Genomic DNA, 25793 nt, shown 5'->3' on the forward strand with positions numbered 1-25793 from the left:
AAGGGCAACGCTCCTTCAAGCTGTGATCCAACCACCCTTGCAGGGAGAGACGAGTGAACGAACTACCCATCCCGACGATGCCCTTGTGTCCAGACTCATTGCCCAGGGGGTCACTTCATCGCCCTCGCCATTCGGGCGATGTGGCAAGCCGTTTGTCCACCGAGGGCGGGGTGGAAGTGGCTTGGGCGCGGCACCTCGACGAAGTCCGGGAAGCCCAGCGCCTGAGGTTCGAGGTGTTCGCGTCGGAGATGGGGGCGCGCCTCAATACCTCGGTGGCCGGCCATGACGTGGACCTTTTCGACGAATATTGCGAGCATCTGCTGGTTCGGGACACGGTTACGCGTCAGGTCATTGGTACCTACCGCGTACTCACTCCCGCTCAAGCGCGCCGGGTCGGCGGTACCTACAGCGATACCGAATTCGACCTGACGCGGCTGCGCACGCTTCGCTCTCGCATGGTCGAACTGGGACGCAGCTGTGTCCACCCGGACTACCGGCACGGGGGCGTGATTCTGGCGCTTTGGAGCGCCCTGGCGGACTTCATGGTGCGCAATCAACTCGACACCATGATCGGTTGCGCCAGCATTCCCATGCTGCACAACGGGGTGGTGAGCGGCGATGCGGCTGCAAGCATCTGGAGCCAAGTGCAGAAGTCGCATCTAGCGCCCATCGAGTTCCATGTGCGCCCGCGGCTGCCGCTGCCTGTGGACCAACTGGACGGGTCGCTGGCGATCGAGCCGCCCGCCCTCATCAAGGGCTATTTGCGCTTGGGTGCGCGCGTTCTCGGTGCGCCGGCCTGGGACCCCGATTTCAACTCAGCCGATTTGCCGATGCTCATGCGCATTGCGGATTTGCCTTCGCGATACCGAAAGCACTTCCTCGGAGTGTGACGGCGCTTTATCTGTCATGAACCTCAGTAAACCTTCCGTGACACCTCCACCGGATTGTCATGAAAATGTCATGGTGACTGCCAATACTGGGGTGGAACCCATCCCTTTCAAAGCAGTCATGCCGTCGCCTTCAGAGCCCCTCCCCGAATCGCCTCTTCAATCTGCTGTGCCTACCGGGGAAGTCGAGGAGGCCAATGCGCCCCCTTTGCCAGAGAAATCGTTGAACTCCGATCCTGATTTTCTCAACCGCGACCACAGCATCCTTGCTTTCAACGAGCGGGTATTCGACTGGGCCGCGCGGACCGATGTGCCGCTGCTCGAGCGCCTGCGATACCTCTGCATCGTTTCTTCCAATCTCGATGAATTTTTCGAGGTGCGTGCCGCGGCCCATCTGACCGCCGCCCAGAACGGCGATACCAAAGGCCCGTATACCGTCGCTTCGTTCGAGGAGTTGGCCGCCAAGGCCCATGACCTCGTCGCGCGGCAATATGCGCTGTACAACGAATCGCTCACCCCGGCCTTCGCGGCCCAGAACATCCACATCGTGTCCCACGGCGACCGTACCGGGGCACAGAGACGCTGGGTGAACGAATACTTTGATCGGGAAGTCAGGCCTTTGCTGATTCCGGTCGGCCTGGACCCTTCGCATCCGTTTCCACAGGTCGCCAACAAGTCACTGAACTTCATCGTGCGTTTGAAAGGCAACGATGCCTTCGGACGCGAGAACGAGATTGCCATCGTCAAGGTGCCTCGCGTCTTGCCGCGCCTGATACGCATGCCCGCCAAAGTGGCTGTGACGGGAGCGCAATTTGTCAGTCTGTCCAGCATTGTGCGGGCACACCTGGCGGAGCTCTTCACCGGGCGCGAAGTGACGGAGTTTTCCCAGTTCCGTGTCACGCGCCATTCCGATCTGGCCGTGGATGAAGACGATGTGCGCAACCTGCGCACGGCCCTTCGCCAGGGTCTGGAGCATCGCCACTATGGTCAAGCGGTGCGGCTGGAAGTGTCATCGAGCTGCTCGCGGTTCTTGTCCGATTTTCTGCAATTGCAGTTTGCCCTTCCCGATGCGGCGCTGTACCGCGTGCACGGCCCCGTGAATCTGGTGAGGCTTTCGCAGTTGGTGGACCTGGTGAACGATCCGGAACTGCTGTTTCCTCCATGGCGTTCGGTCTGGCCGCGTCAAATCCAGTCGGGAAGCTCGCTCATCGAACAGATCGGGCGGCGCGATGTGCTGGCCCACCAGCCTTTTGAGAGTTTCGACGCGGTGCTGGCCTTTCTGCGCGAGGCGGTGAACGACCCTCAGGTGCTTGCCATCAAGCAAACCATTTATCGCACGGGGGCCGATTCGGAGTTGATGGAGTTGCTGCGGGAGGCCGTCCGGCGCGGCAAGGAAGTCATGGCGGTGGTGGAGCTGAAGGCGCGCTTCGACGAAGAGGCCAACATCAATTGGGCGGAAGCCCTGGAGTCCATCGGGGCGCAGGTCGTGTACGGTGTGGTGGGCCTGAAGACACACGCCAAGATGCTGCTGGTCACGCGCCGCGAAGGGCGGCACCTGCGCCGCTATGGCCATCTTTCCACGGGCAACTACAACCCGCGGACCGCACGCCTGTATACCGATCTGAGCTATTTCACGGCCGATGCCGAAGTCACCGCCGACATGGATGCGGTGTTCAATCATCTGGCGAGCCAGAACAAGCTGCCCAAGTTGCGCAAGCTGGTGCTCGCGCCTTTCCATTTGCAGCAGCACATGTTGGACATGATCGAGCGGGTAGGGGAGGCTGCGGCCAAGGGCGACGATGCTCGCATTGTGGCCAAGATGAATGCCCTGACGGACGATGTGCTGATGCGCGCGCTCATCAAGGCGGGGCAGCAAGGTGCGCGCATCGATCTCATCGTCCGGGGTGCCTGCATGCTGCCGGCGCAACGCAAGGGCACCACGGACAACATTCGGGTGCGCTCGGTCATCGGACGTTTTCTGGAGCACACCCGGGTGTTCTATTTCCGGGCGGGCAAGGCAGAGGATCTGTATCTGTCCAGCGCAGACTGGATGAACCGCAACATGCTGCGGCGTGTCGAACTGGCCTGGCCCATCACGGACAAGGAACTGCGGCAGCGCATCATCGATGAATGTCTGGTGGCTTACCTGCAGGACGATCGGGATGCCTGGACTCTCCAGCCCGATGGTACGTATGAGCGCGCGCCGCATCCCGTGTCTGGCAAAGGTGCGCAAAAAGCGCTGATGGACCGCTATGCTGCGGCGGCAGGCCGAACAATGGCCCACGGCGGCAGCTCCAAGGCATGATGGATCTGATCCTCTGGCGCCATGCGGAGGCTGAAGAGCTTCGTGAGGGAGAAGACGATCTGGATCGTCCTTTGACCGCGCGCGGAGAGAAACAAGCTGCGCGCATGGCGGCTTGGCTGGATCGGCAGCTGCCCGATGGGTTGCGCGTGCTGTCCAGCCCCGCGCGTCGCACCGAGGCCACCGCGAAGGCCCTGGGGCGCAAGTACAAACTGCGCGCCGAATTGCTGCCTGGCGGCACCCCGCAGGAACTGCTTGAACTGGCGCAATGGCCGAAGTCCCGCGGTGCCGTGCTGGTGGTGGGGCATCAGCCAGTGTTGGGCCAAGCCGTGGCAAGCCTTTTGGCCTTGCAGGCGCCTGAATGCGCCATCCGCAAAGGGGCGGTGTGGTGGCTGCGTCAGCGGCAACGGCCGGAAACCACGGAAACCATCCTGCTGGCGGTGCAGTCCCCGGATTTTCTCTGAGACCAGCACCACCATGAGCGCCAGGGCCAACCGGCGCTCGATGCCCTTGGCTTACTTGCGCGCCGTTTTCGCCGGCTTGGCAGCCTTCTTGGCGACGGGTGCAGGCTGCGCAGGCGCTTGCGCCTTAGGGCGGCCGGTCTTGATGGACGGAACGGCCTGCAGTGCCTTCGCCAATGCATCGTCACCCAACGCCGAGAGCAGCTTGAGGCCCGCACGCAGCAATTCGCTCTTCTTGGCTGTTGTGCCCAGTTGCCCGGTGCGCAGCTTCAATGCTTCGATGGCGGCGTATTCGTCTTTGGGAATGGTGAAGCTGTCACGCACGAGCTTGGGCTTCTTGGCCTTGGTGTCGCGGGCCGGGCTGGCCACAGCGGGCTTGGCCGCTGCCTTGCGGGCCGGGGCTTTCTTGGACGCAGCAGCCTTGCTGCGTGCGGCGGGCTTGGCCGAAGGGGCGGCACTCGCTGCGGGAGCAGAGGTTGCTGCGGTGTTCGAGGCAGAAGTGGTGGAAACGTCTGACGTATTGGGCATATGAGTCGAATGAAAAAACGGTATATACAGTTTATACCGTTTCATCCGACGATTTGTCCATCACTGCAGCTCTGCTGCGAACTCCCAAGGCGTTTTGATCCATGCCGTGCTCTCTTCCCGGAGAAGATGAGCGGACTGTGGATACGCGGCCGACCATCCGGGGCGTGTGGACAAAGCGAATCGATTGCCTTGCTGGGAAAGCGACAACCCTTGCATGTCGGGCGTGCGGCGGGCGTGGCACAGCGCCACGGCGATCCGCAGGGAGACCAGCTGCAGCGCCAGGTCGGGATCGTCAAGGTCGGCTTCGAGCTTGCGGACCTTCCCCCGATGGCCTTTCACCAGCAGGCCCAGCCGGTGCAGTTCCCATACCGCAAAGCCGGCAGCATCGGTATGGTCCAGGATGTACGCGCCATGGTGGTGGTACTCGCTGTGCGAAATGCGGCAGCCCACTTCGTGCAACTGCGCGGCCCACGCCAGTTTTCGCTCGGCGCGTTCGCAGTTTTTGCGGCACGCCTGTGTGAACAACGAACAGGCCGTCTTTGCGACCCGCTCAGCGTGCTCGATGTCCACCGCGAACCGGTGCATCAATCCCCGCACCGTGGAAGAGCGCAAGTCCGTTTCCGGTAGTTCACGGTCGAGCAGGTCGTACAGGGCCCCTTGGCGCAATGCCCCTTGAGCCACCTGCATCTGATCGATCTGCAACAACTCGAAAATGGCACGCAGCACGCTGAGTCCGCCGCCGATCACGCTGCGGCGTTCTTCCTTGAGCCCCTCCATGCGCAGGCGGTCTGCCGATCGGACACGCAGCAACTGCTCCTGCAGCCAATCCAGCCCTTGGCGTGTGACGAGTCCACTGGGATGGCCTGCAGCGGCCAGCACATCCCCCACTGCCCCGACCGTGCCGGAGGACCCGTAAGCCACGTCCCAGGTGTCCGGACGGTAGACGTTGAGTGCTTCGTCCAGCACGGCCTGGGCCGCGATCTCTGCCGTTCGGAATGCCTGGGGCGTGAAGATGCCTTCCGGAAAATACCGGCTGGACCAGGCCACGCTGCCCACCCGATAGGACGCGACGGCACGCGCCGAAAATTGCTGTCCCAGGATCAGTTCGGTGGATCTTCCGCCAATGTCCACGACCAGCCGACGCTCGTCGGACTGTGGAAGCAGCCGCGCAACCCCTTGATAGATCAGGCGGGCTTCTTCGGGGCCCGAGACCACTTCGATCCGGTGACCCAGGATGTCGCTGCCGCGTTGGAGAAACACCTCGCGATTGCGCGCTTCGCGCAGGGTCTGCGTGGCGACGGCACGGACGTGATGGGGTTCGAAGGCGGTCAGGCGTTCGGCAAAGCGGGCAAGGCAGTCCCAACCACGCTGCATGGCCTCGGGGGTCAGGTTGCGGTCTTCATCCAGGCCATTGCCCTGACGAACCGTTTCCTTGAGGTATTCCACACGCTGGATATGGCCGTGTTCGAAACGCCCGATTTCCAGGCGAAAGCTGTTGGATCCGAGATCCACAGCGGCAAGCAGTGTTCCGTCGTGCATGTTGTTGCGCAAGGCGCGCTGGTTTTCAGGCGGGGCAGCATAGCACCTGCCTCTCCAGTCGATGGCGCATCGGAGCTGTGCCAGGAAGGGCGGGGGATGCCGCCCCTCCTGCAATGTCGATTCAGTTACTTCTTGGCCGGTGGCATCAGCACGCGGTCGACCACGTGCACCACCCCATTGCTGGCGGGAATGTCGGCTTGAACGACCATCGCATCTTCCACGGTCACGAAGGTGCCGGCGCGCGAAAGGGTGATTTCGCTGCCTTGCAGGGTTTTCGCCGAGCCAGGCTGGATGTCGGCCGCAGTCAGTCGCTTGGGAACGATGTGGTAGTTCAAGACGGCTTGGAGCTTGGATTTATCGGCCTGGAGTTCTGCCATCGTCTTGGCTGGCACAGCCTTGAATGCTTCATCGGAAGGGGCGAAGACCGTGTAAGGGCCGTTGGCAGCCAGCGTATCCGCCAGACCGGCTTGCGTGGCCAGCGTGCGGAATGTGCTGATGGAGGGGGTTGCCGCCAGCGTGGCGGGAATGGGGCTGGAGGCGCTGGGGCCCGTGGCACAAGCGCTCAGCGTCGCGGCAGTCAGGGCAGCAAGCAGAAAAGGAAAGACGTAGCGGCGGTACATGTTGGTTCTCCGAAGGGTTGCCGACGGGGTCGGTGCGCCGGAGGCTACGCAGCAATGATGACGATTGCGTGACAAGTACGGGCAGCTGCCCCTCTGAAAATCGTGAATGACAGCTTGCAGGGGATGTCACGATGGTGTCATAAAGCGCTTCTAGAGTCGCCTCACTGATTCTTTCAACCAAGAGGTTCCTACATGAAACTGTCTGTGATTCGGATTCTGGTGTCTGGTGTGGTCGCGGCCGGCGCTTTTTCCAGCGCCTGGGCCCAGCAGGAAGCCACGGGTGCTGGCGCGAGTTTCCCCGCACCGCTGTATTCCAAGTGGGCTGCCGACTACAACAAGGCCACCGGCGTCAAGATCAACTACCAGTCGGTGGGCTCGGGTGCCGGCCTGCGCCAGATCGAAGCCAAGACGGTGGATTTCGGTGCGTCCGATGCGCCCCTCAAAGACGACGAACTGGCCAAGAAGGGCCTGCTGCAGTTCCCCACCGTGATCGGTGGCGTGGTTCCCGTGGTGAACATCAAGGGCATCTCGCCCGGCCAGATCAAGCTGAGCGGGCAAGTGCTGGGCGATATCTACCTGGGCAAGGTCACGAACTGGAACGATGCGGCCATCAAGGCGCTGAACCCCGGCGTGAACCTTCCGGACGCTGCCATCGCTCCCGTCCGCCGTGCGGACGGCTCGGGCACCAGCTTCATTTTCACGAACTACCTGTCCAAGGTGAATGCCGAGTGGAAGTCCAAGGTGGGTGAGGGCACCGCCGTGAACTGGCCCACCGGCGCCGGCGGCAAAGGCAACGAAGGCGTTGCCGCTTTCGTGGGTCGTCTGCCGAACTCCATCGGCTACGTGGAATACGCCTATGTGAAGCAGAACAAGCTGAACTACGTCCAGCTGCAGAATGCGGACGGCGCTTTCGTGTCGCCGGAAGACAGCGCCTTCAAGGCCGCCGCTGCCGGCGCCGACTGGGCCAAGAGCTTCTATCAGATCCTCACCAACCAGCCAGGCAAGGATGCATGGCCGATCACGGGTGCCACCTTCATCCTGATGCACAAGACGCAGGACAAGCCCACGCAGGCAACCACCTCGCTCAAGTTCTTCGAGTGGGCCTACAAGTCGGGTGACAAGACGGCGGCGGACCTGGACTACGTGCCCATGCCCGACTCCGTGAAGAACGTCATCATCAAGTCCTGGGGTGACATCAAGGACACTTCCGGCAAAGCCGTTTCGCTGAAGTGATCCCATGGTGGCCCGCCGACGCGGGCCACCAGTTCGTTTTTTCTTATGGAAGGCACAGCAGTGTCCAGCACCATGCCAGTACGTCAGTCGTCCTCGATGCCGGTTCGCGCCGAGGCTCCCCGTACCACGCCGCCCCCGCGGTCGCCGCTCCTGTCGGGCGTGATGGCCGATCGGGTTTTCGGCTTTCTCGCCCGCGGTGCGGCCCTGCTCACGCTGGCGCTTCTCGTGGGTATTTTGTTGTCGCTCGTGGTCGGTGCCTGGCCTTCGATCGAGAAGTACGGCCTGACCTTCCTCACGCGCAGCGTGTGGGACCCCGTGCAGAACGACTACGGCGGCCTGGTGATGATCTATGGCACGCTCGCTACATCGTTCATCGCGTTGCTCATCGCCGTTCCAGTGAGCTTCGGCATTGCGCTGTTCCTGACGGAACTCTCGCCCGCCTGGCTCAAGCGTCCCTTGGGCACGGCCATCGAGTTGCTGGCGGCGGTTCCTTCCATCGTGTATGGCATGTGGGGCCTGATGGTGTTCGGCCCCATTCTGGCCACCTGGGTCCAGCAGCCGCTGCAGTCGCTGTTCAGCGGTATTCCTTATCTGGGCGCCCTGGTGTCCGGCCCCCCGGTCGGCATCGGCATCCTTTCGGCCGGGATCATCCTGGCCATCATGATCATTCCGTTCATCGCAGCGGTGATGCGGGATGTTTTTGAGGTCACCCCCGCGCTGCTCAAGGAGTCAGCCTACGGGCTGGGCTCCACCACCTGGGAGGTGGTCTGGAAGGTCGTGCTGCCCTATACCAAGACGGGTGTTCTGGGAGGGGTGATGCTGGGCCTCGGCCGCGCGCTGGGCGAGACCATGGCCGTGACCTTCGTGATCGGCAACATGAACCAACTCAATTCGCTGTCGGTCTTCGAAGCCGCCAACAGCATTACCTCCGCGCTGGCCAACGAGTTCGCCGAAGCCGGCGAAGGCCTGCATCAGGCCTCGCTCATCTACCTGGGCCTGGTGCTGTTCTTCATCACCTTCGTGGTCTTGGCCCTGTCCAAGGTGCTGCTGTCCCGACTGCAAAAGAACGAAGGAACCCGCGCATGAGCACGTCGCAAACCCTCATCACGGCCGCTGAAATGGCGCAGGTGCGCCAGCGCCGCTACGACAGCCGCAAGCGTGTGAACAACATCGCCCTGACGCTCTCGCTCGCCGCGATGGTGTTCGGGGTGTTCTGGCTGGTGTGGATTCTGTGGGAGACCATCCGCCTGGGCATCGGCGGACTCAGCCTGGCGCTCTTCACCCAGATGACACCCCCTCCCAACGAGGTCGGCGGCATCTCCAACGCCATCTTCGGCTCGCTCGTGATGGTGTCGCTCGCCACGTTCGTCGGCACCCCCATCGGCATCATGGCCGGTGTGTACCTGGCCGAATACGACACGCGCGGCTGGCTCGCCTCCACGACCCGCTTCGTAAACGACATCCTGCTCTCTGCGCCCAGCATCGTCATCGGCCTGTTCGTGTACGCGGTGGTCGTGGCACGGTTCAAGAGCTTTTCCGCCTATGCCGGTATCCTGGCGCTGGCGCTCATCGTGATTCCCGTGGTCATCCGCACCACCGAGAACATGCTGGTGCTGGTGCCTGCCAGCCTGCGCGAAGCGGCCTATGCGCTCGGAACGCCGAAGTGGAAGGTGATCACCATGGTGACGTTGCGTGCTGCCCGGGCCGGCGTGATCACCGGTGTGCTGCTGGCAGTGGCCCGAATCGCTGGGGAGACCGCACCGCTGCTGTTCACGGCGCTCAACAACCAGTTCTGGAATGCCGACCTGGGCAAGCCCATGGCCAGCCTGCCGGTCACCATCTTCAAGTTCGCCATGAGCCCTTACGAGAACTGGCAGCAGCTCGCCTGGGCAGGGGTGTTCCTGATCACCGTCGCCGTCCTCGGCCTCAATATCCTGGCCCGCGTGCTCACGCGCCAGAAGTAAGCAATACAAGGAAGACACCATGCCCTCCCCAACGCCCGCTGTGTCCGAGACGCCGAAGATCACGGTCCGCGACCTGAATTTCTACTACGGCAAGTTCCACGCTCTCAAGGGCATCAACCTCGATATTCCGGAAAAGAAGGTCACTGCCTTCATCGGTCCGTCGGGCTGCGGCAAGTCCACCTTGCTGCGCACCTTCAACCGCATGTTCGAGCTGTATCCCGAGCAACGCGCCGAAGGCCAGATCGTGCTGGACGGCGAGAACCTGCTCACCAGCAAGCAGGACGTGGCGCTGATCCGCGCCAAGGTCGGCATGGTGTTCCAGAAGCCCACGCCGTTTCCCATGTCGATCTACGACAACATCGCGTTCGGCGTGAAGCTCTTCGAGAGCCTGAACGCCACCGACATGGACGACCGGGTGGAGTGGGCGCTGCGCAAGGCGGCCCTGTGGAATGAAGTGAAAGACAAGCTGCACCAGAGCGGCTCCGGCCTGTCCGGCGGGCAGCAGCAGCGGCTGTGCATCGCGCGTGGCATCGCCATCAAGCCCGAAGTGCTGCTGCTGGACGAGCCATGCTCGGCACTGGACCCCATTTCCACCGCCAAGGTGGAAGAGCTGATTGCAGAACTCAAGAACGATTACACCGTGGTGATCGTGACGCACAACATGCAACAAGCTGCGCGCTGCAGCGACTACACGGCCTACATGTACCTCGGCGACTTGATGGAGTTCGGCGAAACCGAACAGATGTTCTTCAAGCCGCAGCGCAAGGAAACCGAGGACTACATCACCGGCCGGTTCGGCTGAGGAGCGACAACATGCCCGACAAGCACCTTTCTTCGCAGTTCGACAGCGAACTCAACAGCATTTCCGCCCGCGTCATGGAACTGGGCGGGTTGGTGGAATCGCAGATCCGCCAGGCCATCTACGCACTCTCGCAGTTCAGCGTGGAAGCCGCCGACCAGGTGGCTGCCACCGAGCACCGCGTGAACGCGATGGAAGTGGAGATCGACCACGAGCTGTCGTCCATCATCGCGCGCCGCCAGCCGACCGCGCGTGACCTGCGCCTGCTGATCGCGTTCTCCAAGGCCACTGCCAATCTCGAGCGCATGGGCGACGAGGCCAACAAGATGGCGCGCATGGTGAAGTCCATCATCGAAAGCGGCTCTGCCCGGCTGCTGCCCACCAGCGATCTGCGGGTGGCCGCGGATCTGGCCTCCGGCCTGCTGCGCAAGACGCTGGATGCCTTTGCCCGCCTGGACACCAAGGCGGCCGTGGCGATCCTCAAAGAGGACGACCTCATCGACAAGGAGTTCGACGGCTTCGTGCGCAAGCTCATCACGTACATGATGGAAGACCCGCGCACCATTTCGGCCAGTCTGGACCTGCTCTTCCTCGCCAAGGCGATCGAACGCATCGGTGACCATTCCAAGAACGTTGCCGAACTGATCATCTACCTCGTCAAAGGCAAGGACGTGCGCCATACTGCACTGGACCAGATCGAGTCCGCCGTGCTTTGAAAGGCGGTGCATAGCCATGAAGAGACTTCCCCGTGTACTCATCGTCGAAGACGAACCCGCGATCGCCGAACTGATTGCGGTCAACCTGCGGCACAACGGCTTTCAGCCCATTTGGTCGGAAGACGGCGAATCCGCCCAGCGCGAGCTGGATGCGGTGCTGCCCGACGTGATCCTGCTGGACTGGATGCTTCCCGGCCAAAGCGGCCTCACGCTCGCCCGCAAGTGGCGCGCCGATGCGCGCACCAAGCCCATCCCCATCCTCATGCTGACTGCGCGCGGCGATGAGCCGGACAAGGTCGCCGGCCTGGATGCCGGTGCCGACGACTACATCACCAAGCCGTTTTCCACCCAGGAGCTGCTGGCGCGCATCCGCGCCGTGCTGCGCCGCCGTGCGCCCGAACAGGTCAGCGACAGCGTGACCATCGGTGAATTGACGCTGGACGCCGCCACCTACCGCGTGACCTTCCAGGGGCAGCAACTCAAGATCGGCCCGACCGAGTTCAAGCTGCTGCACTACCTGATGAAGCACCCCGAGCGCGTGCACAGCCGCGCGCAGTTGCTGGACAAAGTGTGGGGCGACCACGTCTTCATCGAAGAGCGTACCGTCGATGTGCATGTCAAGCGCCTGCGGGAGGCCCTGGGCGTGGCCGGCGCCATGGTGGAAACGGTGCGTGGCGCGGGCTATCGACTCACTGCGCAGCCGCCGGCATTAATGCGGGCTTGACGTTCGCTTTGCGGCGCCGGATGCGCCGCGCTTTCTGACCCGTACTGCACGACATGGCCTGGCGCTTTTTCTTCTTTTTCTCCTTTCAGTTGGCGGGTCTGGCTGTGGGATGGTGGCAGGGCGGACCGTGGGGTGCGATGCTGGCGGCGGCATTGGCGGCCTGGGTGTGGTTCATCTGGGACCTGCTGCGCGGCGCGCGCGTCGTGGCATGGCTGCGGGAAGGTGACCTGGCCAGGGCGCCCAGCCTGCGCGGCCTGTGGGGCGAGGCGGCCGACCGCGCGCGGCGACTGCTGCGCCAAAGCCAGGCGGAGGTGGCCGCAAGCGACGCACGGCTGCAGGAGATTCTGGCGGCGCTCCAGGCCACGCCCAACGGCGTGGTGCTGCTGGACGGGGACGGGCGCATCGAATGGTGCAATCACATCGCCGCCAGCCAGTTCGGGTTCGACGCGCAGCGCGACGTCATGCAATCCATCGGCAACCTGGTGCGCGATCCGGACTTCAGCGCCTACTATTCCAGCCAGGATTTTTCACACGATGTCGTGCTGCAAGGCCGCGACAGCACGGCCTCCCGGCCGGTGCGCATTTCGGTGCATCTCCACCCCTATGGCGACGGGCGCAAACTGCTGCTGTCGCGCGACGTGACGGCGCTTGAGCAGGCAGAGGCCATGCGCCGGGATTTCGTCGCCAACGTGTCGCATGAAATCCGCACGCCTCTTACCGTCTTGACCGGCTTTGTCGAGACGCTGCAAACGCTGCCGCTCTCCACCGAAGAGCGTTCGCGCTACCTGGGCATGATGTCGCAGCAGGCGGCACGCATGCAAAGCGTGGTGCAGGACCTGCTGACCTTGTCGCGGCTGGAAGGGAGCCCGTTGCCCGGCATCACCGAATGGACACCGGTGGAGGTGCTGCTGCGTCGCTGTGAGGACGAGGCCCGTGGCCTGTCCGCCTTGCTCACCCAGAACCAGCCCCGGCCGCACACGATCCAGTTCCCTTCGCTGGAAACCATGCGCGCGGCAGGCCAACTGGGTGGGGTGCCGGCCGAGTTGCAAAGCGCTTTGTCCAACCTCATCGGCAACGCGGTCCGGTACACCCCTGCCGGCGGCTCCATCACCGTCGAATGGCTGCCTCTGGAGGATGGCAGCGCACGCTTTACGGTGCGCGACACGGGCCCGGGGATCGAGGCGGTGCATCTACCCCGTTTGACGGAGCGCTTTTACCGCGTGGACCGCAGTCGCTCGCGCGAGACCGGAGGCACGGGCCTGGGGCTGGCCATCGTCAAGCATGTCCTGCAGCGCCATTCGGCATCGCTCGACATTTCGAGCACGGTGGGAAAGGGCTCGGTTTTTTCCGTCACCTTTCCTGCGGGCCGGGTGCAGAGCCGTCGCCCGGTCACTGTGCTGGAGGCGGGAGCGGTTGCCCAGGCCTGAGCGCCCTGGCCAGCATCGTGACGAACACCATGGCGGTCGTGATGAGGGCCGCGGCACTGGCCCCCCAGAATGCCGACGGTGATCGAAGGGCCTCCCATCCCAGGGCACCTTCGTAGGCCAGCAGGTAACCTCCGGTCAGTCCGCCGCCCCACAGCAGCACGCAATAGACGACCAGCGGCGCGAGCGTGATGCGGTAGCAGCGCAGGATGAAAACGCAGACCGTTTGCAGCGCATCGGCGACGTGATAGATCGATACCCAGACCAGCAGCGAGGCTGTGAGCCAGGCGACTTGGACCGAAGACGTGTAGAACGGTGCGATATGCCCTTTTGCTATGAAAAGCATAGCTGCCAAGGCAATACTTATCCCGGCAGAGAGGCGAAAACCCATCCAGGCTGCCGCACGGGCGCGGGATTCGTCGCCCGACCCGCGCCAGAAGCTCACCCGTGCGCTGGTGGCAATGGACAACGACAACGGCACCATGTACAGCACGGCGGTGAGGTTGGAGGCGATCTGGTGCGCCGCCGCCGCGATGTTGCCTTGCCGGGCGATGAAGAGCGCCATCAGCGTGAATGACGTCACCTCCACCAGAATGGCCAGCCCCGCCGGGACGCCCAATTGGGCGAAGCGGCCGATCTGAGCCCAGTCCGGTTTTTCCAGCCGCCGCCACAGGTCGAGCGGCATGTACAGCGGCTGGGTGTTCAGCAGCCAAGCCGCCACAACGAGCAACGCGTAGTTGACCACCAGGGTGGCCCAAGCGCAGCCCACTGCGCCCTGCGCTGCAAGCCCGGCACCGCCGAAGGTGAACCAGATCGACAAGGGAATCTTGACCAGCAGCGAGCCTACCTGCAGCCAGGTGACCAGCTGGGGGCGTCCCAGCGCCTGGTTGAGCGTGCTGTAGATCCGGAACAGAAGGGCCGGGGGGAGTGCCAGCGCCAGCACGCCCAGGTAGCTGCCCACCACGGCGCGCAGCGCTTCGGGCACCTGGGTCCACCGCAGGATGGCGCCGGGCGACACCAGCACCACGATGCCCATCGCGCAGGCCATGGCGCACAGGTACAGCGCCTGCCTCACCGTTCGGCCGATGCCTTCCCGTTCTCCCGCTCCGCGCTGCTCGGCCCAGACCGGCAGGAGGGCCTGCAGCGCGCCCATGAGCGCCACATAGATGCTGACGTAGATCGCCGACCCGATCGACAGGGCCGCCAGGGCGGCGGCGGAATGCCGGCCGGCCACGATGGTGTCCGTGACGCCGAACGCCATGACCGCCAGCTGCCCGGCCAGCACGGTGCCGGCATGCCGCGCGATGGTGGCGCGTTCGGACATTACCGCAGCGTGGCCGCGCGCCGCAGCACCAACAGTTGGTCGTTCTTGTCGGTGGGCCGGGGGAGCTGCGTCACTCGCGACCACTCTGGCGGCGAGGCGATATCGCCGCCGGGTGGCTGGGCTTCGCTGTCAGCCACCAGCCACTGGCAATCGGACGTGGCCGGCAGCCGGCGGCCGTCGGTCGGCCGCAGCGAAAGGCCTCCGTGGTACTGGAGCGCCGCCACCTGGGCGCGGCTCAGGCCATGGGTGATGATGCAGCCCGGCTGCGGACCCAGCACGGCCATCAGGTTGTTGATCTGCGGGCGGTAGCTGCGTCCATAGTCGAGTAGCGGCAGCCACAGCGTCATGAGCAGCAGCCAGCCCAGCGTGGCACCGCTGGCAGGCAGCACCAGGCTCTTCCAGATCACGGCCCGGTCGCGCGATGCACGCCACCACACGAGAGCGCACCATGCAGCGGTGGCGATCAGCGCGAGGGTGAAAGCAATCGCCGAAAAGTGCGGCACGAACGCGGGAGCCAAACGGGCCACGTTGGCCGCCGGTTTGGACGGCACGCCCGTCTGCAGCGACAGCCAGATCACCCAGATCGTGATGGCGGAGGCACTGAAGAAAAGCAAAGTGAACCAGTCGATCAGCGACGCGATGGCGCGGCGCAGTGTGGGCAGCGCGAACGCCGCCAACGCCGCGAGGGCCGGCAGCCCCAGCAGCAAGGCGCGGTCGGCGGGCTGGGTGGTGATGGTGGCGCCCAGCGTGACCACGGTGAACCACAACGGCAGCAACAGATGGCGGTGCATGGCGCGGCTGGTGATCTGGTGGCGCCAGCGCCACAGGGTCCACAACGCCAACGGCCAGGCTGGCCACGCGAACCAGGTCAGCAGGCGCAGCAGGCTTTGCCAATCCTTCGCGCCCTCTGCGCTGCCCACGATGCGCCAACGCCATAGGTTCAGCTTCCAGGCCAGCAAGGCGGCCACCACCGTCAGGCCCAGCAAGGCCAGCGCCCAGGTGCGGCTCGAACGCGGTTCGTGGTCGGCTGTGCGCAGCACCAGCAAGGCGCTGCCCGCGCCGAGCAGGGCGGCCATGGTGGGCGCCCCGCTCAACACCAGTCCGATCAGCCCGAGCGCGGCGGCCGCCGTGGGCATTGCGGTGCGATAGGGCAGGGCCGATGCTGCAAAGAACAGCAGGGCGGTGCAGGCCAGTTGGGTGAGATAGCTGGTGATCTCGTGCGACAGTTGCGCCAGTCCCAGGCAGGCCAGCAGGGCCAGCAAACCGCCGTCGGCCATGGCGCGGGCGTAGTCGGCGGGCAGGGCCTCGCCGCCGAATGCAAAAGCCACCGGCTGGGCCCCCGGACTTTTTGCCAGGTAGTAAACGCCGTACCAGGTGGCCACGAGGGTGGCCGCCAGCAGGGCAATGAAAGGCAGCCGCGCCGCCATTTCCTGTGAGAGCCAGGAGGGAGCGATCTGCAGGGCCAGCGCCCCCAGCCAGTACGGCAGCAGGCCTTCCGTTTCGGGGGGCATTCCGGCCAGCGAAGGTGACAGCCACGCCGTTGTGCCGTGCGCCAGCTCGAGCATGTAGCCGAACGCGGTGACGTCGGCGTTCTTCCAGGGGTCTCGCATAACGAACCCGGGCACCACATACGCCAGGCACAGCAGCAAGAGCGCCCAGCGCGGCAGCGGGCGGACTGCGCCTTGGGTGACGATGGCAGGGGTGGGGTGGATCACTCGGCTCGTTCTGGTGGCGGAAAAGGACGCCCGAGAATACGGGCAAAAAGACAAAGAAAAAGGCAGCGCGGTCGAGCCGGGCTGCCTTTCTTCAAACGGTGTTGTCGGCTTGCGGTAGCAGGCCGGCTGCCTTGCGGCACCGCAGGCCAGGGCCTGCACACATCGTTGTCCGCCGATTACTTCGCTGCGGTCGTCTTGCCGAAGCGGTTGCGGAACTTCTCCACGCGGCCGCCCATGTTGTCCACGGACTTTTGCGTACCGGTGTAGAAGGGATGCGATTCGCTGGAGGTGTCCAGCTTGAACAGAGGCAGTTCGCGTCCGTCATCGGTCTTGCCCATTTCCTTCGTGTTCACGCAGGAGCGGGTCACGAACTTGAAACCGTTGGACAGGTCCACGAACAACACTTCGCGGTAATTGGGGTGAATGCCTTCTTTCATGGCATGGTCCTTTCAGGGGCTGCTGCGGTAGCCACGCCGCACCCATTGCGTCGCACTTTCCGCGGAAATTAGCCTTCGATTATTGCATAGGCCCGCCAAAGTGAGACCATTGCCACTCCAGAACTTCTCCAAAAGCCACGAATTGCGCCTCCTGCATACCTCCGACTGGCATCTGGGCCAACACTTCATGGGCCAGACACGACAAGCCGAACACCTGGCTTTCATCGACTGGCTGGCGCAGCAGGTTCGCGCGCAAGCGGTGGACGCCGTGATCGTGGCAGGCGACGTCTTCGATACCGGCGCCCCTCCGAGCTATGCGCGCGAACTGTACAACCGCTGCGTGCTGGCGTTGCGCGACGCCGGGGCGCAATTCGTCGTGCTGGGCGGCAACCATGACTCCGTTTCCGTGCTCGGCGAAAGCCGCAGCTTGCTCGCGCATCTCAATACCCGGGTGGTGCCGGGCATGGCGGAGCGGCCCGAGGACCAGGTGCTGGTGCTTCATACCCGGGCTGGCGTGCCGGGAGCCGTGCTGTGCGCCGTGCCGTTCTTGCGCCCGCGGGACCTGCTGCTGAGCCAGCCCGGGCAAAGCGCGGCCGATAAGCAATTGGCGTTGCAGGCATCCATCCGTGCCCATTACGAGGCCTTGCATGCCCTGGCCGTCGAGCGCAGCGCCGCACTGGGCGGCTTGCCCATCGTGGCGACGGGGCACCTCACCACCGTTGGCGCCAGCGCCAGCGAATCGGTGCGCGAAATCTATGTGGGCACGCTGGAAGCCTTTCCCACCAACGCATTTCCACCGGCCGACTACATCGCCCTGGGCCACATCCACCAGCCGCAAAAGGTCGGAGGGCTGGAGCATGTGCGCTATAGCGGATCGCCGATACCGCTGAGCTTCGACGAGGCACGCCAGCGCAAGGAGGTGCTGCTGGTCGATTTCGACTTGGCGGGCCTGAAGTCCGTGACGCCGCTGCCGGTCCCCTGCTTTCAGCCGCTGGCCAGTGTGCGCGGCCGCCTGGGGGAACTGCCGGCGGCATTTGCCGAAGCCGCCAGCCGCGCAAGCGATTCATTGCCGGTGTGGGTTGAGGTGGAAGTGGCCCATGACGACTACCTTGCCGATCTGCAGGTGCGCGTGGCCCAGATGGCGGAAGGCCTGCCGATCCAGATCCTGCGTGTGCGCAGGGCCCGCAATGTGCTTCCTACCATGCTGGATGCCGCTGCGGGAGAAACCCTCGATGAACTGGGCCCCGCAGAAGTCTTTGCCCGCCGGCTGGCGGCCCAATCGCTCGAACCGGCACTGGAGGAGCGGCTTTCGGCGCTGTATCGGACCGTCCTGGCCGACCTGCAGGAAAGGCCTGCGCCATGAGAATCTTGAGCCTGCGCCTGAAGAACCTGAATTCGCTCAAAGGCGAATGGCGCATCGACTTCACCGCGGCACCCTTTGCGGGCAACGGCCTGTTCGCCATCACGGGCCCCACCGGGGCGGGCAAGACCACCATCCTCGATGCGATCTGCCTGGCGCTGTACCACCAGACGCCGCGGATCGCTGGCGTGTCCCAAGGGGGCAACGAAGTCATGACCCGGCACACCGCGGAATGCCTGGCGGAAGTGGAGTTTGAAGTTCGCGGCGCCCGCTACCGGTCGTTCTGGAGCCAGCGCAGGGCACACGGCAAGCCCGACGGGGCCTTGCAGCAAGTGCAGGTGGAATTGGTGGCCCAGGTCCGCGGCGAACGCGAAGGCGAAATCTTGACCACCAGGGTGCAGGACAAGCTGCGCCAGACGGAAGTGCTCACCGGGCTCAATTTCGAGCGTTTCACCCGGTCCATGCTGCTCGCGCAGGGCGGCTTTGCGGCCTTCCTCGAAGCCAGCGCTGGCAAGCGTGCGGAGTTGCTGGAGGAGTTGACGGGGACCGATATCTACGGGCAGATTTCGCAGCGGGTGTTCGAGAGTGCGCGGGACGCGCGCGCGGTGCTGGAGCAACTGCGGGCCCGTGCCGGCGGCGTGGAGTTGCTGGACGAGGCCACGCGCGCCACGCTGGTGGACGAAGCTGGCCGCCTTGCCTTGCATGCGCGGGCACTGCAGGCGCAGCGAGAGGCCGCCGCCCGCGAGCGCCAGTGGCTGGCGGACAAGGACCGCGCCCAGATGCGGCGTGACGAGGCGGTGCGGCATCGGGAGCAAGCCCAGGCCGAATGGGATGCCGGTGCCGAAGAACGCCTGCGCCTTGCCGCCAGCGAGCCCGCTGCGCGGCTGCAGCCGGTCCATGCCGCATGGCAGGCCGCGCGGCACGATGCGTTGGCCGTGGTTCGGCAACGGGATGACGCGCAGGCGCGGCATGGTCAGGCGGTGGATCGCTGCGCCCGAGCGCTTCGCCAGGTGCAACGCGAAAGCCAGCGCCTGGCCCGGTTGCGCGAAAACGAATGGCAGGATGTCGTGCAGGCCCGCGAGACGCTGTCCCAAGAACTTGCAGCGGTGCCCCAGCACGCCCAATTGGGGGAATGGTTGAGCGGATGGCGCGAGCAATTCGGCGCCCGTGCGCACCGGTTGCAGGCGATGGCCGAAACCCGGGCGCGCCAGGAAAAACAAGACAGTGAGTGTCAGGCGCTGGAGGCACAACGCGCCGGGTATGAGCAGGCCTGCCAACATGCCGCTGCGGCCTTGAACCAGGCGCAACAGGCGGCCGTGGCAGTGCGCCAGGCCCATGAGCGCCTGACGTTGGGGCGTGAAGAATCCGCATGGCGCGATGCCCCGTTGCAACTGCTGGAGCGCAGCCATGCCTGGGAGCGCCTGGGCCAGAGCCTGAGCGCATGGCAGCAAGCCCGATCGCGGCAAGCGCAATGGCTGGCGGCCCAGACGGAGCGGCAGCGGCAGGAGGCGGACGAGGCGCAGGCCGTGCAGTCGCTGCGCGATCGCTATGCCAGCCTGCACCGGCAAGTGCAGGACCAGGAAAAGCTCCTGGCGCAAGAGCAACGCATTCAGGCCCTGGAGGCGCATCGCAGCCATTTGCAGCCGGGCGAGGCCTGTCCGCTGTGCGGATCGACCACCCATCCCGCTATCGAAGCCTACGAGGCGCTGGACGTTTCCGCGACCCAATCCGCACTGGAGATGCTGTGCGCGCAGCGCGACGAGGTGACCGAGCAAGGGCAGGCGCGGCGCTCCCGCCTGGCCGCGCTGCAGGCGCAGAGCGATCAGGTGGCGCAGCAGATCGCCGAGGGAGAGCAGGCCTTGGCACAGTGGCTGGCGCAGTGGCAGGCGTGCTGCGCGGCCAGCGACTGGCCGGTGGATGTCGTGGACGCCCAGGTCATCGCCGACGCCCAGGCCCGGCACGCGGCAGCGCTGGAAGCCGCACAACAGCAATGGGTGGAGATCGCCCAGGCACGAACGCGGCTCGATGAGACGCTGTCCGCATTGCAACAGGCCGAACAGGCCGAGCGCGCGGCCCTGCAGCAGCGGGCCCTGTCGGACAAGGATCTGCAGGCTGCCCGAGAGCGGGCGGATGAGTTGGCGCGGCACCTCCAACAGCAGCAGAGCCAGCACGCCGAGGCCGAAGCGGCGCTGGCGGACCAATTGCGAACGTTGGGCTACACGCTGCCCAGCGATGGGGCGGACTGGCTGCAGCAGCGTGCGCAAGAACATCGCGCGTGGCAATCGGCGCAGGCGCGCCTTCAGGCATTGACGTCCAGTGAATCGGCATTGAAACAGGTGGCCGACATGGCGGGGGATGCCGCCCAGCGTTGGGCGGCCGTGGGAGCGCCTGGCACGCGGGCCGAAGTCGATGCCCTGCTGCGGGAAGATCCCGAATCCGGGTCCGAAGACTTGGTACAGGCGGTCGAACAAGCCGAGGCGCTCTGGCGTGCGGCAGAGAACGAACTGGCCACGCTGCAAGGCATGCTGGAGTCCTTGCAGCGCCGGCATGCCGAGGTGCAGGCGGCCCAGGTCCGGGCCGAGCAGGATTGGGTGCAGGCGCTGTCGCTCAGCCCCTTCGCCGATGAAACCGCTTTTCACGCGGCAGGCATGGGCGAGCCGGAGCGCGAAGCGCTGCGCGCACGGCTGGCGCAGCGGCAGCAGGCGCTGGCCGAGGCGAACGCCCTGCAGGCCGCCGCAGATGCGGCCTTGGCGGAGTTGCAATCCCAGCCGCTCACCGAACGGAGTGCAGAGGATCTGGCCGCGGTGATGGCGCAGTGGGAGGCCGAGCTCACCTTGGCGCAGCAGCAGCAGGGCGCCATCGCGAGCCGGCTGCAAGACGACGCGCAGCGCCGCGATGGCCTGCAGGCGCTGTTGGCACAGATCCAGGCCCAGGAGGCCGACCACGATCTGTGGCAGCACCTCAATGGCCTGATCGGCTCCGCAGACGGCGCTAAATACCGGAAGTTCGCGCAGGGCCTCACCTTGGACCACCTGGTGCATCTGGCGAATCGCCAACTGGGGCGGCTGCACGGGCGCTACCGGCTGGGCCGCCGCTCGGCCGGCGAACTGGAACTGGAGGTGATCGACACCTGGCAGGCCGATGCGGCGCGCGACACCCGCACCCTGTCAGGCGGCGAGAGCTTTCTGGTGAGCCTGGCGTTGGCGCTGGCGCTTTCCGACCTGGTGAGCCACAAGGCCAGCATCGACTCGCTCTTTCTCGACGAGGGATTCGGCACGCTGGATGGCGAAACACTGGAGACCGCCCTGGATGCGCTCGACACCCTCAACGCCAGCGGAAAGACCATCGGCATCATCAGCCACGTGGAGGCCCTCAAGGAACGCATCCCCGTGCAGATTCGCGTGCACAAGGGCGTGGGCCTGGGCTACAGCGCGTTGGAGCGGCGATTCTCCGTGGGCTGAGCGGGCCGCGGTCCGTTGTACGCAGCGCGCGGCCGGATGAGCTGTCCGCTGTCGCGCTGCTCCAACGCATGGGCCACCCAGCCGATGGACCGCCCCAGGGCGAACAGGCCGAAGGCCGCTCCTTCCGGAAGCGCCAGATGGCGCCGAAGGGCGACCAGCGCAAAATCGATCGAAGGCCGTTGGCCCGTCAAGGCCTGGGCCTCCGCGATCCAGCGCTGCAAGCGTTCGTTGTGCGGCAGCAGGGGGCGCAGCAGGCATTCGGCGCGCACATCCCCTTGCGGATAAAGGTGGTGGCCGAAGCCTGGCAGGTCCTCTCCCCGTGCCAGGCGCTGGCGCAGGCGTTGCTCCGGCGCGGCGTTGTCCAACTCGTCCCAGAGGGCTTCCACGCGTGCGGTGGTGCCGCCGTGTTTGCCACCCGTGAGCGCGGCCAGACCGCCGATCACCGCGGCCCGCAGGCTCGCGCCGGTGGAGGCCACACACCGGGCGGTGAAGCTGGAAGCGTTGAGTTCGTGGTCGGCGCAAAGCACGAGCGCCTGGCGCACGAGGTCCGCCCCGTGGTGGTCCAGCCCCCATGCCGCGGCGCATTGTCGATGGATGGGGGCCGTTAGGGGTGCCGTGCCCAGCAGGCACGCGGCCAGCAGCCGCACCAGCGCACCGCATCCTTGCGCCAGCCGCTCTGGCGACGTCTGCCACACAGCGGTGCTGGCGTCTTCGCTGCCCGCGGTAAAGAGCGGCAGCAGCGTTTCTTCGGGCCGCAGCCCGGCCAGACAGGGCTGCAATGCCGCCATGGCCCGGGGCCAAGCAGGCGTGTCGGAGCCGAAAGCGGATGCGGTGGGCCAGCGCCACAGCCGGGCTGCGAGATCTTCCACGGTGCAGGCGGCTGCCAGTGAGATTGCGTTTTCTCCACGGTAGTAAAGCTGCCCATCCTCAATCAATGTGATGGAGGACTCCAGCACCGGCAAGCCCCAGTCCAGCGCCGCCTTGACCACCTCCTTCGGCTTGCGGCCCCGCGTGCGCTGGCCGGCAAGCCGTTCCACGTCCTGCTGCAGGTATCGGCTCTCCCGGGTGCTGTCTCCCGCGTGGGCTGGCAGCAGGCCCCGGCTCACATAGGCGTAGAGCGTCTGTCGGGAAACACCAAGGCGGGCGGCAGCATCAGGGGCGGACAGATAGACGGGCATCACGGCTCCCGGGTAGAAATAGGTTGATGTTGAAAATATAAATCAATATTGACAATTTAATGGGTTGATCTAGGCTGATGCATCGTTTTTGAGGCCTGCCATGTCCACCCATTCCTCCGCTCCTTTGCCCCCTTCTGCGTCATTCACCCATTTCGCGCGCACGCTGTGGAAGGGCTTGGGCGGCACAACGGATCCGATGGATGTGCTGTCTTTCACGGGCGCTGGGCAATTGCCATCGGTCTTTCCCGTGACCGACCTGGCCAGTGCCTCGATGGCGGTGGCCGGTCTCGCATTGGCGGAGGTCGCGGCACCTTCCCGCGCACTGGTGCCGCAGGTTCGGGTGGATCGGCGGCTGGCGTCCTTCTGGTTCGGTGGATCGTTGCGTCCGATCGGCTGGGCCCTGGCACCGCTGTGGGATACCGTCGCAGGCGACTACCAAGCTGCGGATGGATGGATCCGCTTGCACACCAATGCGCCGCACCACCGGGCCGCGGCGCTGGCGGTGCTCGGCGGGGTGACGGACCGGGAGTCGGCGGCCCAGGCGGTCGCTGGCTGGCGTGCGAGCGATCTGGAGTCCTCCATCGTGGAGCAGGGCGGTTGTGCCGCGGCCATGCGAAGCCTGGACGAATGGTCGTCCCATCCGCAGGGGCGCGCCGTCCAGACGGAGCCTTTGCTCCACATGGCCTTTGGCGCGGAGGGGCCTGAGCGCGCCTGGGTGGGAACGGTGCAGCGCCCGCTGCATGGCGTGCGTGTGCTGGACCTCACCCGCATCCTGGCGGGGCCGGTGGCGACGCGTTTCCTCGCCGGCTTTGGCGCCGAGGTCCTGCGCATCGACCCGCCGGGCTGGGAAGAGCCCGGCACCGTGCCCGAGGTGGTTCTGGGCAAGCGCTGCGCGCGCCTGGACCTTCGGCAAGCCGCCGACTGCGCGGTGTTCGAGCATTTGCTGCGCCAGGCCGACGTATTGGTACACGGGTTGCGGCCAGAGGCCCTGGAGCGGCTGGGGCTGGGCGTTTCATGGCGGCGCGCGGTCCATCCCGGATTGATCGACGTCTCGCTCGACGCCTATGGGTGGAGCGGTCCGTGGCGCGGACGCCGGGGCTTCGACAGCCTCATTCAGATGAGCACCGGCATTGCCGAGGCAGGCATGCGCCGGACCGGGCGGCAGGTGCCGGTGCCACTGCCCGTGCAGGCCATCGACCATGCTACCGGCTACCTGATGGCGGCCGCGGCCCTGAAGGCGCTGGCGCATCGCCGGCAGACCGGCCGGGGCTGCGAGGTGCGAGCATCGCTGGCGCGAACCGCCCACTGGCTGGCACAGGCGCCGTCGTCGCTGGACCAGGAGCCGCTGTTGCCCGAGGCCTTGCATGACCAGTCTCCGGAGATCGAAGCCACCGCCTGGGGGCCGGCCAGGCGCTTGCTGGCGCCGCTGTCCATCGAAGGCATGCCGATGCGCTGGGAGCTGCCTGCACCTGCGCTGGGATCGTCCGCCGCCGCGTGGTCCGGTACTTGAGCGGGGAGGTTGCGGCCTTCAGCAAAAAGCCCCGCAGACCGGATGGCCTGCAGGGCTTTTGGATGTACACGGGAGCGGCGCAAGCCACCCCATGCGAACGGCAAAAATCAGCCGCCGCGGCGCATCATGTCGAAGAAGTCCACATTGGTCTTCGTCGCCTTCATGTTCTTGATCATGAGTTCCATCGACTCGATCTCGTCCATGTTGTACATGAACTGGCGCAGGATGCGGGTCTTTTGCAGGATCTCGGGCGGCAGCAGCAACTCTTCGCGGCGGGTGCCGCTCTTGTTGAGCTCGATGGCTGGGAACACGCGCTTTTCGTACAGGCGGCGGTTCAGGTGGATTTCGCTGTTGCCCGTGCCCTTGAATTCTTCGAAGATCACTTCGTCCATGCGGCTGCCGGTATCGACCAGCGCCGTGGCGATGATGGTCAGCGAACCGCCTTCTTCCACCTTGCGCGCCGCGCCGAAGAAGCGCTTGGGGCGCTGCAGCGCAGCGGCATCCACGCCGCCCGACAGCACCTTGCCGGAGGAGGGCACGACGTTGTTGTAGGCACGGGCCAGGCGCGTGATGGAGTCCAGCAGGATCACCACGTCCTTCTTCAATTCGACCAGGCGCTTGGCCCGCTCGATCACCATCTCGGCCACGTGCACGTGGCGTGCGGCAGGCTCGTCGAAGGTGGAGGCGATGATTTCGCCCTTCACGGTGCGCTGCATTTCGGTCACTTCTTCTGGCCGCTCGTCAACGAGCAGGACCATGAGGTGAACGTCGGGGTTGTTGGCGGTGATGGCGTGCGCGATGTGCTGCATCATCATCGTCTTGCCGCTCTTGGGCGGTGCGACGATCAGTGCGCGCTGGCCGCGGCCGATGGGGGCGATGATGTCGATGATGCGGCCGGTGATGTTCTCTTCGCCCTTCATATCCCGCTCGAGCTTCATTTGCTCCTTGGGGAACAGCGGCGTCAGGTTCTCGAACATGACCTTGTGCTTGTTCTGCTCCGGAGGGCCGCCGTTGACCGCATCGAGCTTGGTCAGCGCAAAGTAGCGTTCCCCGTCCTTGGGGGTGCGCACTTCGCCTTCGATCATGTCGCCGGTGTGCAGATTGAAGCGCCGGACCTGGCTGGGCGAGATGTAAATGTCGTCGGTGCTGGCGGTGTAGCTCGTGTCGGGGCTGCGCAGGAAGCCGAAGCCATCCGGCAGGATTTCCAGCACACCGTCGGCGAAGACCTGCTCACCGGCCTTCGCGCGCTTTTTGATGATCGCGAACATCAGCTCCTGCTTGCGCATGCGCCCGGTGTTCTCGATCTCCAGCTCTTCGGCCTGCTTGAGCACTTCGGACACGTGCAGTGCCTTGAGTTCGTTTAAATGCATGGGGTGACTCCTGAACGGAGCGGATTTGAATCAGGGGGGAGGCCGGGAGCCGGGCTGCCGCTGTTTGCGGACCTCGGATGGCCTGGGGATCTGGAACCGGCCGCTAGTGCATGCGGACGCGATGATCTGCGGCGATTATGACAGGAAAAAAAACCGGTTTGCCAAGGCACGTGCAGCAAGATTGCTGCCATCGAACAATGCGGGCACGCGGGATGGCGCGCTGCGGACGAGGCCGCCGCCC

At 65.1% G+C, this 25793-nt stretch carries 21 protein-coding genes; 13 read left to right on the forward strand and 8 right to left on the reverse strand.

The genetic code is table 11. The annotated features are described in order from the left end of the window. Window positions 1-53 precede the first annotated feature (53 nt). The 3 genes from AVTE2539_RS18135 (at window position 54) to AVTE2539_RS18145 (ending at window position 3653) form a co-directional block, all read left to right on the forward strand. Window positions 54-890 carry a GNAT family N-acetyltransferase gene (locus tag AVTE2539_RS18135; RefSeq protein WP_284412716.1) on the forward strand — a complete coding sequence of 279 codons (837 nt, stop codon included), beginning with the start codon at window positions 54-56 and terminating at the stop codon, window positions 888-890. A gap of 118 nt (window positions 891-1008) precedes the next feature. Then, entirely contained in the window at window positions 1009-3192 is a 2184-nt protein-coding gene (gene ppk1 / locus AVTE2539_RS18140) for a polyphosphate kinase 1 (RefSeq protein ID WP_502868950.1), read from the forward strand. Next, the gene (locus AVTE2539_RS18145; RefSeq protein ID WP_272568952.1) at window positions 3189-3653 is read left to right on the forward strand and encodes a SixA phosphatase family protein; all 465 of its coding nucleotides are present in this window, start codon (window positions 3189-3191) and stop codon (window positions 3651-3653) included. Before ppk1 ends, AVTE2539_RS18145 begins: the two co-directional genes overlap by 4 nt. A 51-nt stretch (window positions 3654-3704) precedes the next feature. Here the strand turns inward: AVTE2539_RS18145 and AVTE2539_RS18150 are convergent, their stop codons facing one another. The 3 genes from AVTE2539_RS18150 to AVTE2539_RS18160 form a co-directional block, all read right to left on the reverse strand. Further along, window positions 3705-4178, reverse strand: coding sequence for a hypothetical protein (locus tag AVTE2539_RS18150; protein WP_284412721.1), 474 nt, complete (start codon window positions 4176-4178; stop codon window positions 3705-3707). A 60-nt stretch (window positions 4179-4238) separates the two neighbouring features. After that, the gene (locus AVTE2539_RS18155) at window positions 4239-5717 is read right to left on the reverse strand and encodes a Ppx/GppA phosphatase family protein (protein ID WP_284413239.1); all 1479 of its coding nucleotides are present in this window, start codon (window positions 5715-5717) and stop codon (window positions 4239-4241) included. Window positions 5718-5842: 125 nt separating this feature from the next. Next, window positions 5843-6337, reverse strand: coding sequence for a fasciclin domain-containing protein (locus AVTE2539_RS18160; protein WP_284412723.1), 495 nt, complete (start codon window positions 6335-6337; stop codon window positions 5843-5845). Window positions 6338-6529: 192 nt separating this feature from the next. On the opposite strand from AVTE2539_RS18160, the gene pstS reads away from it, so the two are divergent. The 7 genes from pstS (at window position 6530) to phoR (ending at window position 13200) form a co-directional block, all read left to right on the forward strand. Next, entirely contained in the window at window positions 6530-7570 is a 1041-nt protein-coding gene (pstS, locus tag AVTE2539_RS18165) for a phosphate ABC transporter substrate-binding protein PstS (RefSeq protein ID WP_272568958.1), read from the forward strand. A 72-nt stretch (window positions 7571-7642) separates the two neighbouring features. After that, window positions 7643-8656 (forward strand): phosphate ABC transporter permease PstC, encoded by a 1014-nt coding sequence (pstC, locus tag AVTE2539_RS18170; RefSeq protein ID WP_272569680.1) that lies wholly within the window; start codon window positions 7643-7645, stop codon window positions 8654-8656. Then, window positions 8653-9534: a phosphate ABC transporter permease PstA gene (gene pstA, locus AVTE2539_RS18175; protein WP_272568960.1), complete on the forward strand. Its 882-nt coding sequence runs from the start codon at window positions 8653-8655 to the stop codon at window positions 9532-9534. The genes pstC and pstA overlap by 4 nt, the downstream gene beginning before the upstream one ends. 19 nt (window positions 9535-9553) lie before the next feature. After that, a complete protein-coding gene (gene pstB / locus AVTE2539_RS18180) occupies window positions 9554-10336 on the forward strand; it encodes a phosphate ABC transporter ATP-binding protein PstB (RefSeq protein WP_272547864.1) in 783 nt (260 codons plus the stop codon). Window positions 10337-10347: 11 nt separating this feature from the next. Continuing rightward, on the forward strand, window positions 10348-11049 hold the full coding sequence (gene phoU / locus AVTE2539_RS18185; protein WP_272547863.1) for a phosphate signaling complex protein PhoU: 702 nt from the start codon (window positions 10348-10350) through the stop codon (window positions 11047-11049). 16 nt (window positions 11050-11065) lie between these two features. Next, on the forward strand, window positions 11066-11773 hold the full coding sequence (gene phoB / locus AVTE2539_RS18190) for a phosphate regulon transcriptional regulator PhoB (protein WP_272568962.1): 708 nt from the start codon (window positions 11066-11068) through the stop codon (window positions 11771-11773). Between the two features lie 53 nt (window positions 11774-11826). Beyond that, window positions 11827-13200, forward strand: a complete 1374-nt coding sequence (gene phoR / locus AVTE2539_RS18195) for a phosphate regulon sensor histidine kinase PhoR (RefSeq protein ID WP_284400984.1) — start codon at window positions 11827-11829, stop codon at window positions 13198-13200. Here the strand turns inward: phoR and AVTE2539_RS18200 are convergent. The 3 genes from AVTE2539_RS18200 to AVTE2539_RS18210 form a co-directional block, all read right to left on the reverse strand. Next, window positions 13163-14521, reverse strand: coding sequence for an MATE family efflux transporter (locus AVTE2539_RS18200; protein WP_284412725.1), 1359 nt, complete (start codon window positions 14519-14521; stop codon window positions 13163-13165). The genes phoR and AVTE2539_RS18200 overlap by 38 nt on opposite strands. Further along, entirely contained in the window at window positions 14521-16236 is a 1716-nt protein-coding gene (locus tag AVTE2539_RS18205; RefSeq protein WP_284412727.1) for a hypothetical protein, read from the reverse strand. The genes AVTE2539_RS18200 and AVTE2539_RS18205 overlap by 1 nt, the downstream gene beginning before the upstream one ends. 176 nt (window positions 16237-16412) lie before the next feature. Further along, on the reverse strand, window positions 16413-16673 hold the full coding sequence (locus AVTE2539_RS18210; RefSeq protein ID WP_272568968.1) for a type B 50S ribosomal protein L31: 261 nt from the start codon (window positions 16671-16673) through the stop codon (window positions 16413-16415). A gap of 142 nt (window positions 16674-16815) precedes the next feature. Between AVTE2539_RS18210 and sbcD the strand changes: the two genes are divergently transcribed. Both sbcD and AVTE2539_RS18220 read left to right on the forward strand, forming a co-directional pair. Next, window positions 16816-18036, forward strand: a complete 1221-nt coding sequence (gene sbcD, locus AVTE2539_RS18215; RefSeq protein WP_284412729.1) for an exonuclease subunit SbcD — start codon at window positions 16816-16818, stop codon at window positions 18034-18036. Beyond that, complete coding sequence (locus AVTE2539_RS18220; RefSeq protein WP_284412731.1) at window positions 18033-21494, forward strand: AAA family ATPase; 3462 nt, start codon at window positions 18033-18035, stop codon at window positions 21492-21494. Before sbcD ends, AVTE2539_RS18220 begins: the two co-directional genes overlap by 4 nt. Here the strand turns inward: AVTE2539_RS18220 and AVTE2539_RS18225 are convergent. After that, window positions 21458-22672, reverse strand: coding sequence for a citrate synthase family protein (locus AVTE2539_RS18225; RefSeq protein ID WP_284412733.1), 1215 nt, complete (start codon window positions 22670-22672; stop codon window positions 21458-21460). The genes AVTE2539_RS18220 and AVTE2539_RS18225 overlap by 37 nt on opposite strands. A 100-nt stretch (window positions 22673-22772) precedes the next feature. On the opposite strand from AVTE2539_RS18225, the gene AVTE2539_RS18230 reads away from it, so the two are divergent. After that, window positions 22773-24182 (forward strand): CoA transferase, encoded by a 1410-nt coding sequence (locus tag AVTE2539_RS18230; protein ID WP_502868939.1) that lies wholly within the window; start codon window positions 22773-22775, stop codon window positions 24180-24182. A 107-nt stretch (window positions 24183-24289) separates the two neighbouring features. Here the strand turns inward: AVTE2539_RS18230 and rho are convergent, their stop codons facing one another. Beyond that, complete coding sequence (gene rho, locus AVTE2539_RS18235) at window positions 24290-25552, reverse strand: transcription termination factor Rho (protein WP_272547856.1); 1263 nt, start codon at window positions 25550-25552, stop codon at window positions 24290-24292. Between the last annotated feature and the right edge of the window lie 241 nt (window positions 25553-25793).

Origin of the sequence: Acidovorax sp. SUPP2539 (assembly GCF_030158975.1) — a bacterium.
Classification (GTDB): Bacteria; Pseudomonadota; Gammaproteobacteria; order Burkholderiales; family Burkholderiaceae_C; genus Paracidovorax.

Excerpts from the sequence above, each read along its gene's own strand:
- AVTE2539_RS18210 (WP_272568968.1), bottom strand. The coding sequence starts at position 16,673 with ATGAAAGAAGGCATTCACCCCAATTACCGCGAAGTGTTGTTCGTGGAC.
- AVTE2539_RS18220 (WP_284412731.1), top strand. The coding sequence starts at position 18,033 with ATGAGAATCTTGAGCCTGCGCCTGAAGAACCTGAATTCGCTCAAAGGC.
- pstS (WP_272568958.1), top strand. The coding sequence starts at position 6,530 with ATGAAACTGTCTGTGATTCGGATTCTGGTGTCTGGTGTGGTCGCGGCC.
- ppk1 (WP_502868950.1), top strand. The coding sequence starts at position 1,009 with ATGCCGTCGCCTTCAGAGCCCCTCCCCGAATCGCCTCTTCAATCTGCT.
- AVTE2539_RS18225 (WP_284412733.1), bottom strand. The coding sequence starts at position 22,672 with ATGCCCGTCTATCTGTCCGCCCCTGATGCTGCCGCCCGCCTTGGTGTT.
- AVTE2539_RS18200 (WP_284412725.1), bottom strand. The coding sequence starts at position 14,521 with ATGTCCGAACGCGCCACCATCGCGCGGCATGCCGGCACCGTGCTGGCC.
- phoU (WP_272547863.1), top strand. The coding sequence starts at position 10,348 with ATGCCCGACAAGCACCTTTCTTCGCAGTTCGACAGCGAACTCAACAGC.
- phoB (WP_272568962.1), top strand. The coding sequence starts at position 11,066 with ATGAAGAGACTTCCCCGTGTACTCATCGTCGAAGACGAACCCGCGATC.
- AVTE2539_RS18150 (WP_284412721.1), bottom strand. The coding sequence starts at position 4,178 with ATGCCCAATACGTCAGACGTTTCCACCACTTCTGCCTCGAACACCGCA.
- AVTE2539_RS18230 (WP_502868939.1), top strand. The coding sequence starts at position 22,773 with ATGTCCACCCATTCCTCCGCTCCTTTGCCCCCTTCTGCGTCATTCACC.
- phoR (WP_284400984.1), top strand. The coding sequence starts at position 11,827 with ATGGCCTGGCGCTTTTTCTTCTTTTTCTCCTTTCAGTTGGCGGGTCTG.
- pstC (WP_272569680.1), top strand. The coding sequence starts at position 7,643 with ATGCCAGTACGTCAGTCGTCCTCGATGCCGGTTCGCGCCGAGGCTCCC.
- AVTE2539_RS18145 (WP_272568952.1), top strand. The coding sequence starts at position 3,189 with ATGATGGATCTGATCCTCTGGCGCCATGCGGAGGCTGAAGAGCTTCGT.
- AVTE2539_RS18160 (WP_284412723.1), bottom strand. The coding sequence starts at position 6,337 with ATGTACCGCCGCTACGTCTTTCCTTTTCTGCTTGCTGCCCTGACTGCC.
- pstB (WP_272547864.1), top strand. The coding sequence starts at position 9,554 with ATGCCCTCCCCAACGCCCGCTGTGTCCGAGACGCCGAAGATCACGGTC.
- pstA (WP_272568960.1), top strand. The coding sequence starts at position 8,653 with ATGAGCACGTCGCAAACCCTCATCACGGCCGCTGAAATGGCGCAGGTG.
- rho (WP_272547856.1), bottom strand. The coding sequence starts at position 25,552 with ATGCATTTAAACGAACTCAAGGCACTGCACGTGTCCGAAGTGCTCAAG.
- AVTE2539_RS18155 (WP_284413239.1), bottom strand. The coding sequence starts at position 5,717 with ATGCACGACGGAACACTGCTTGCCGCTGTGGATCTCGGATCCAACAGC.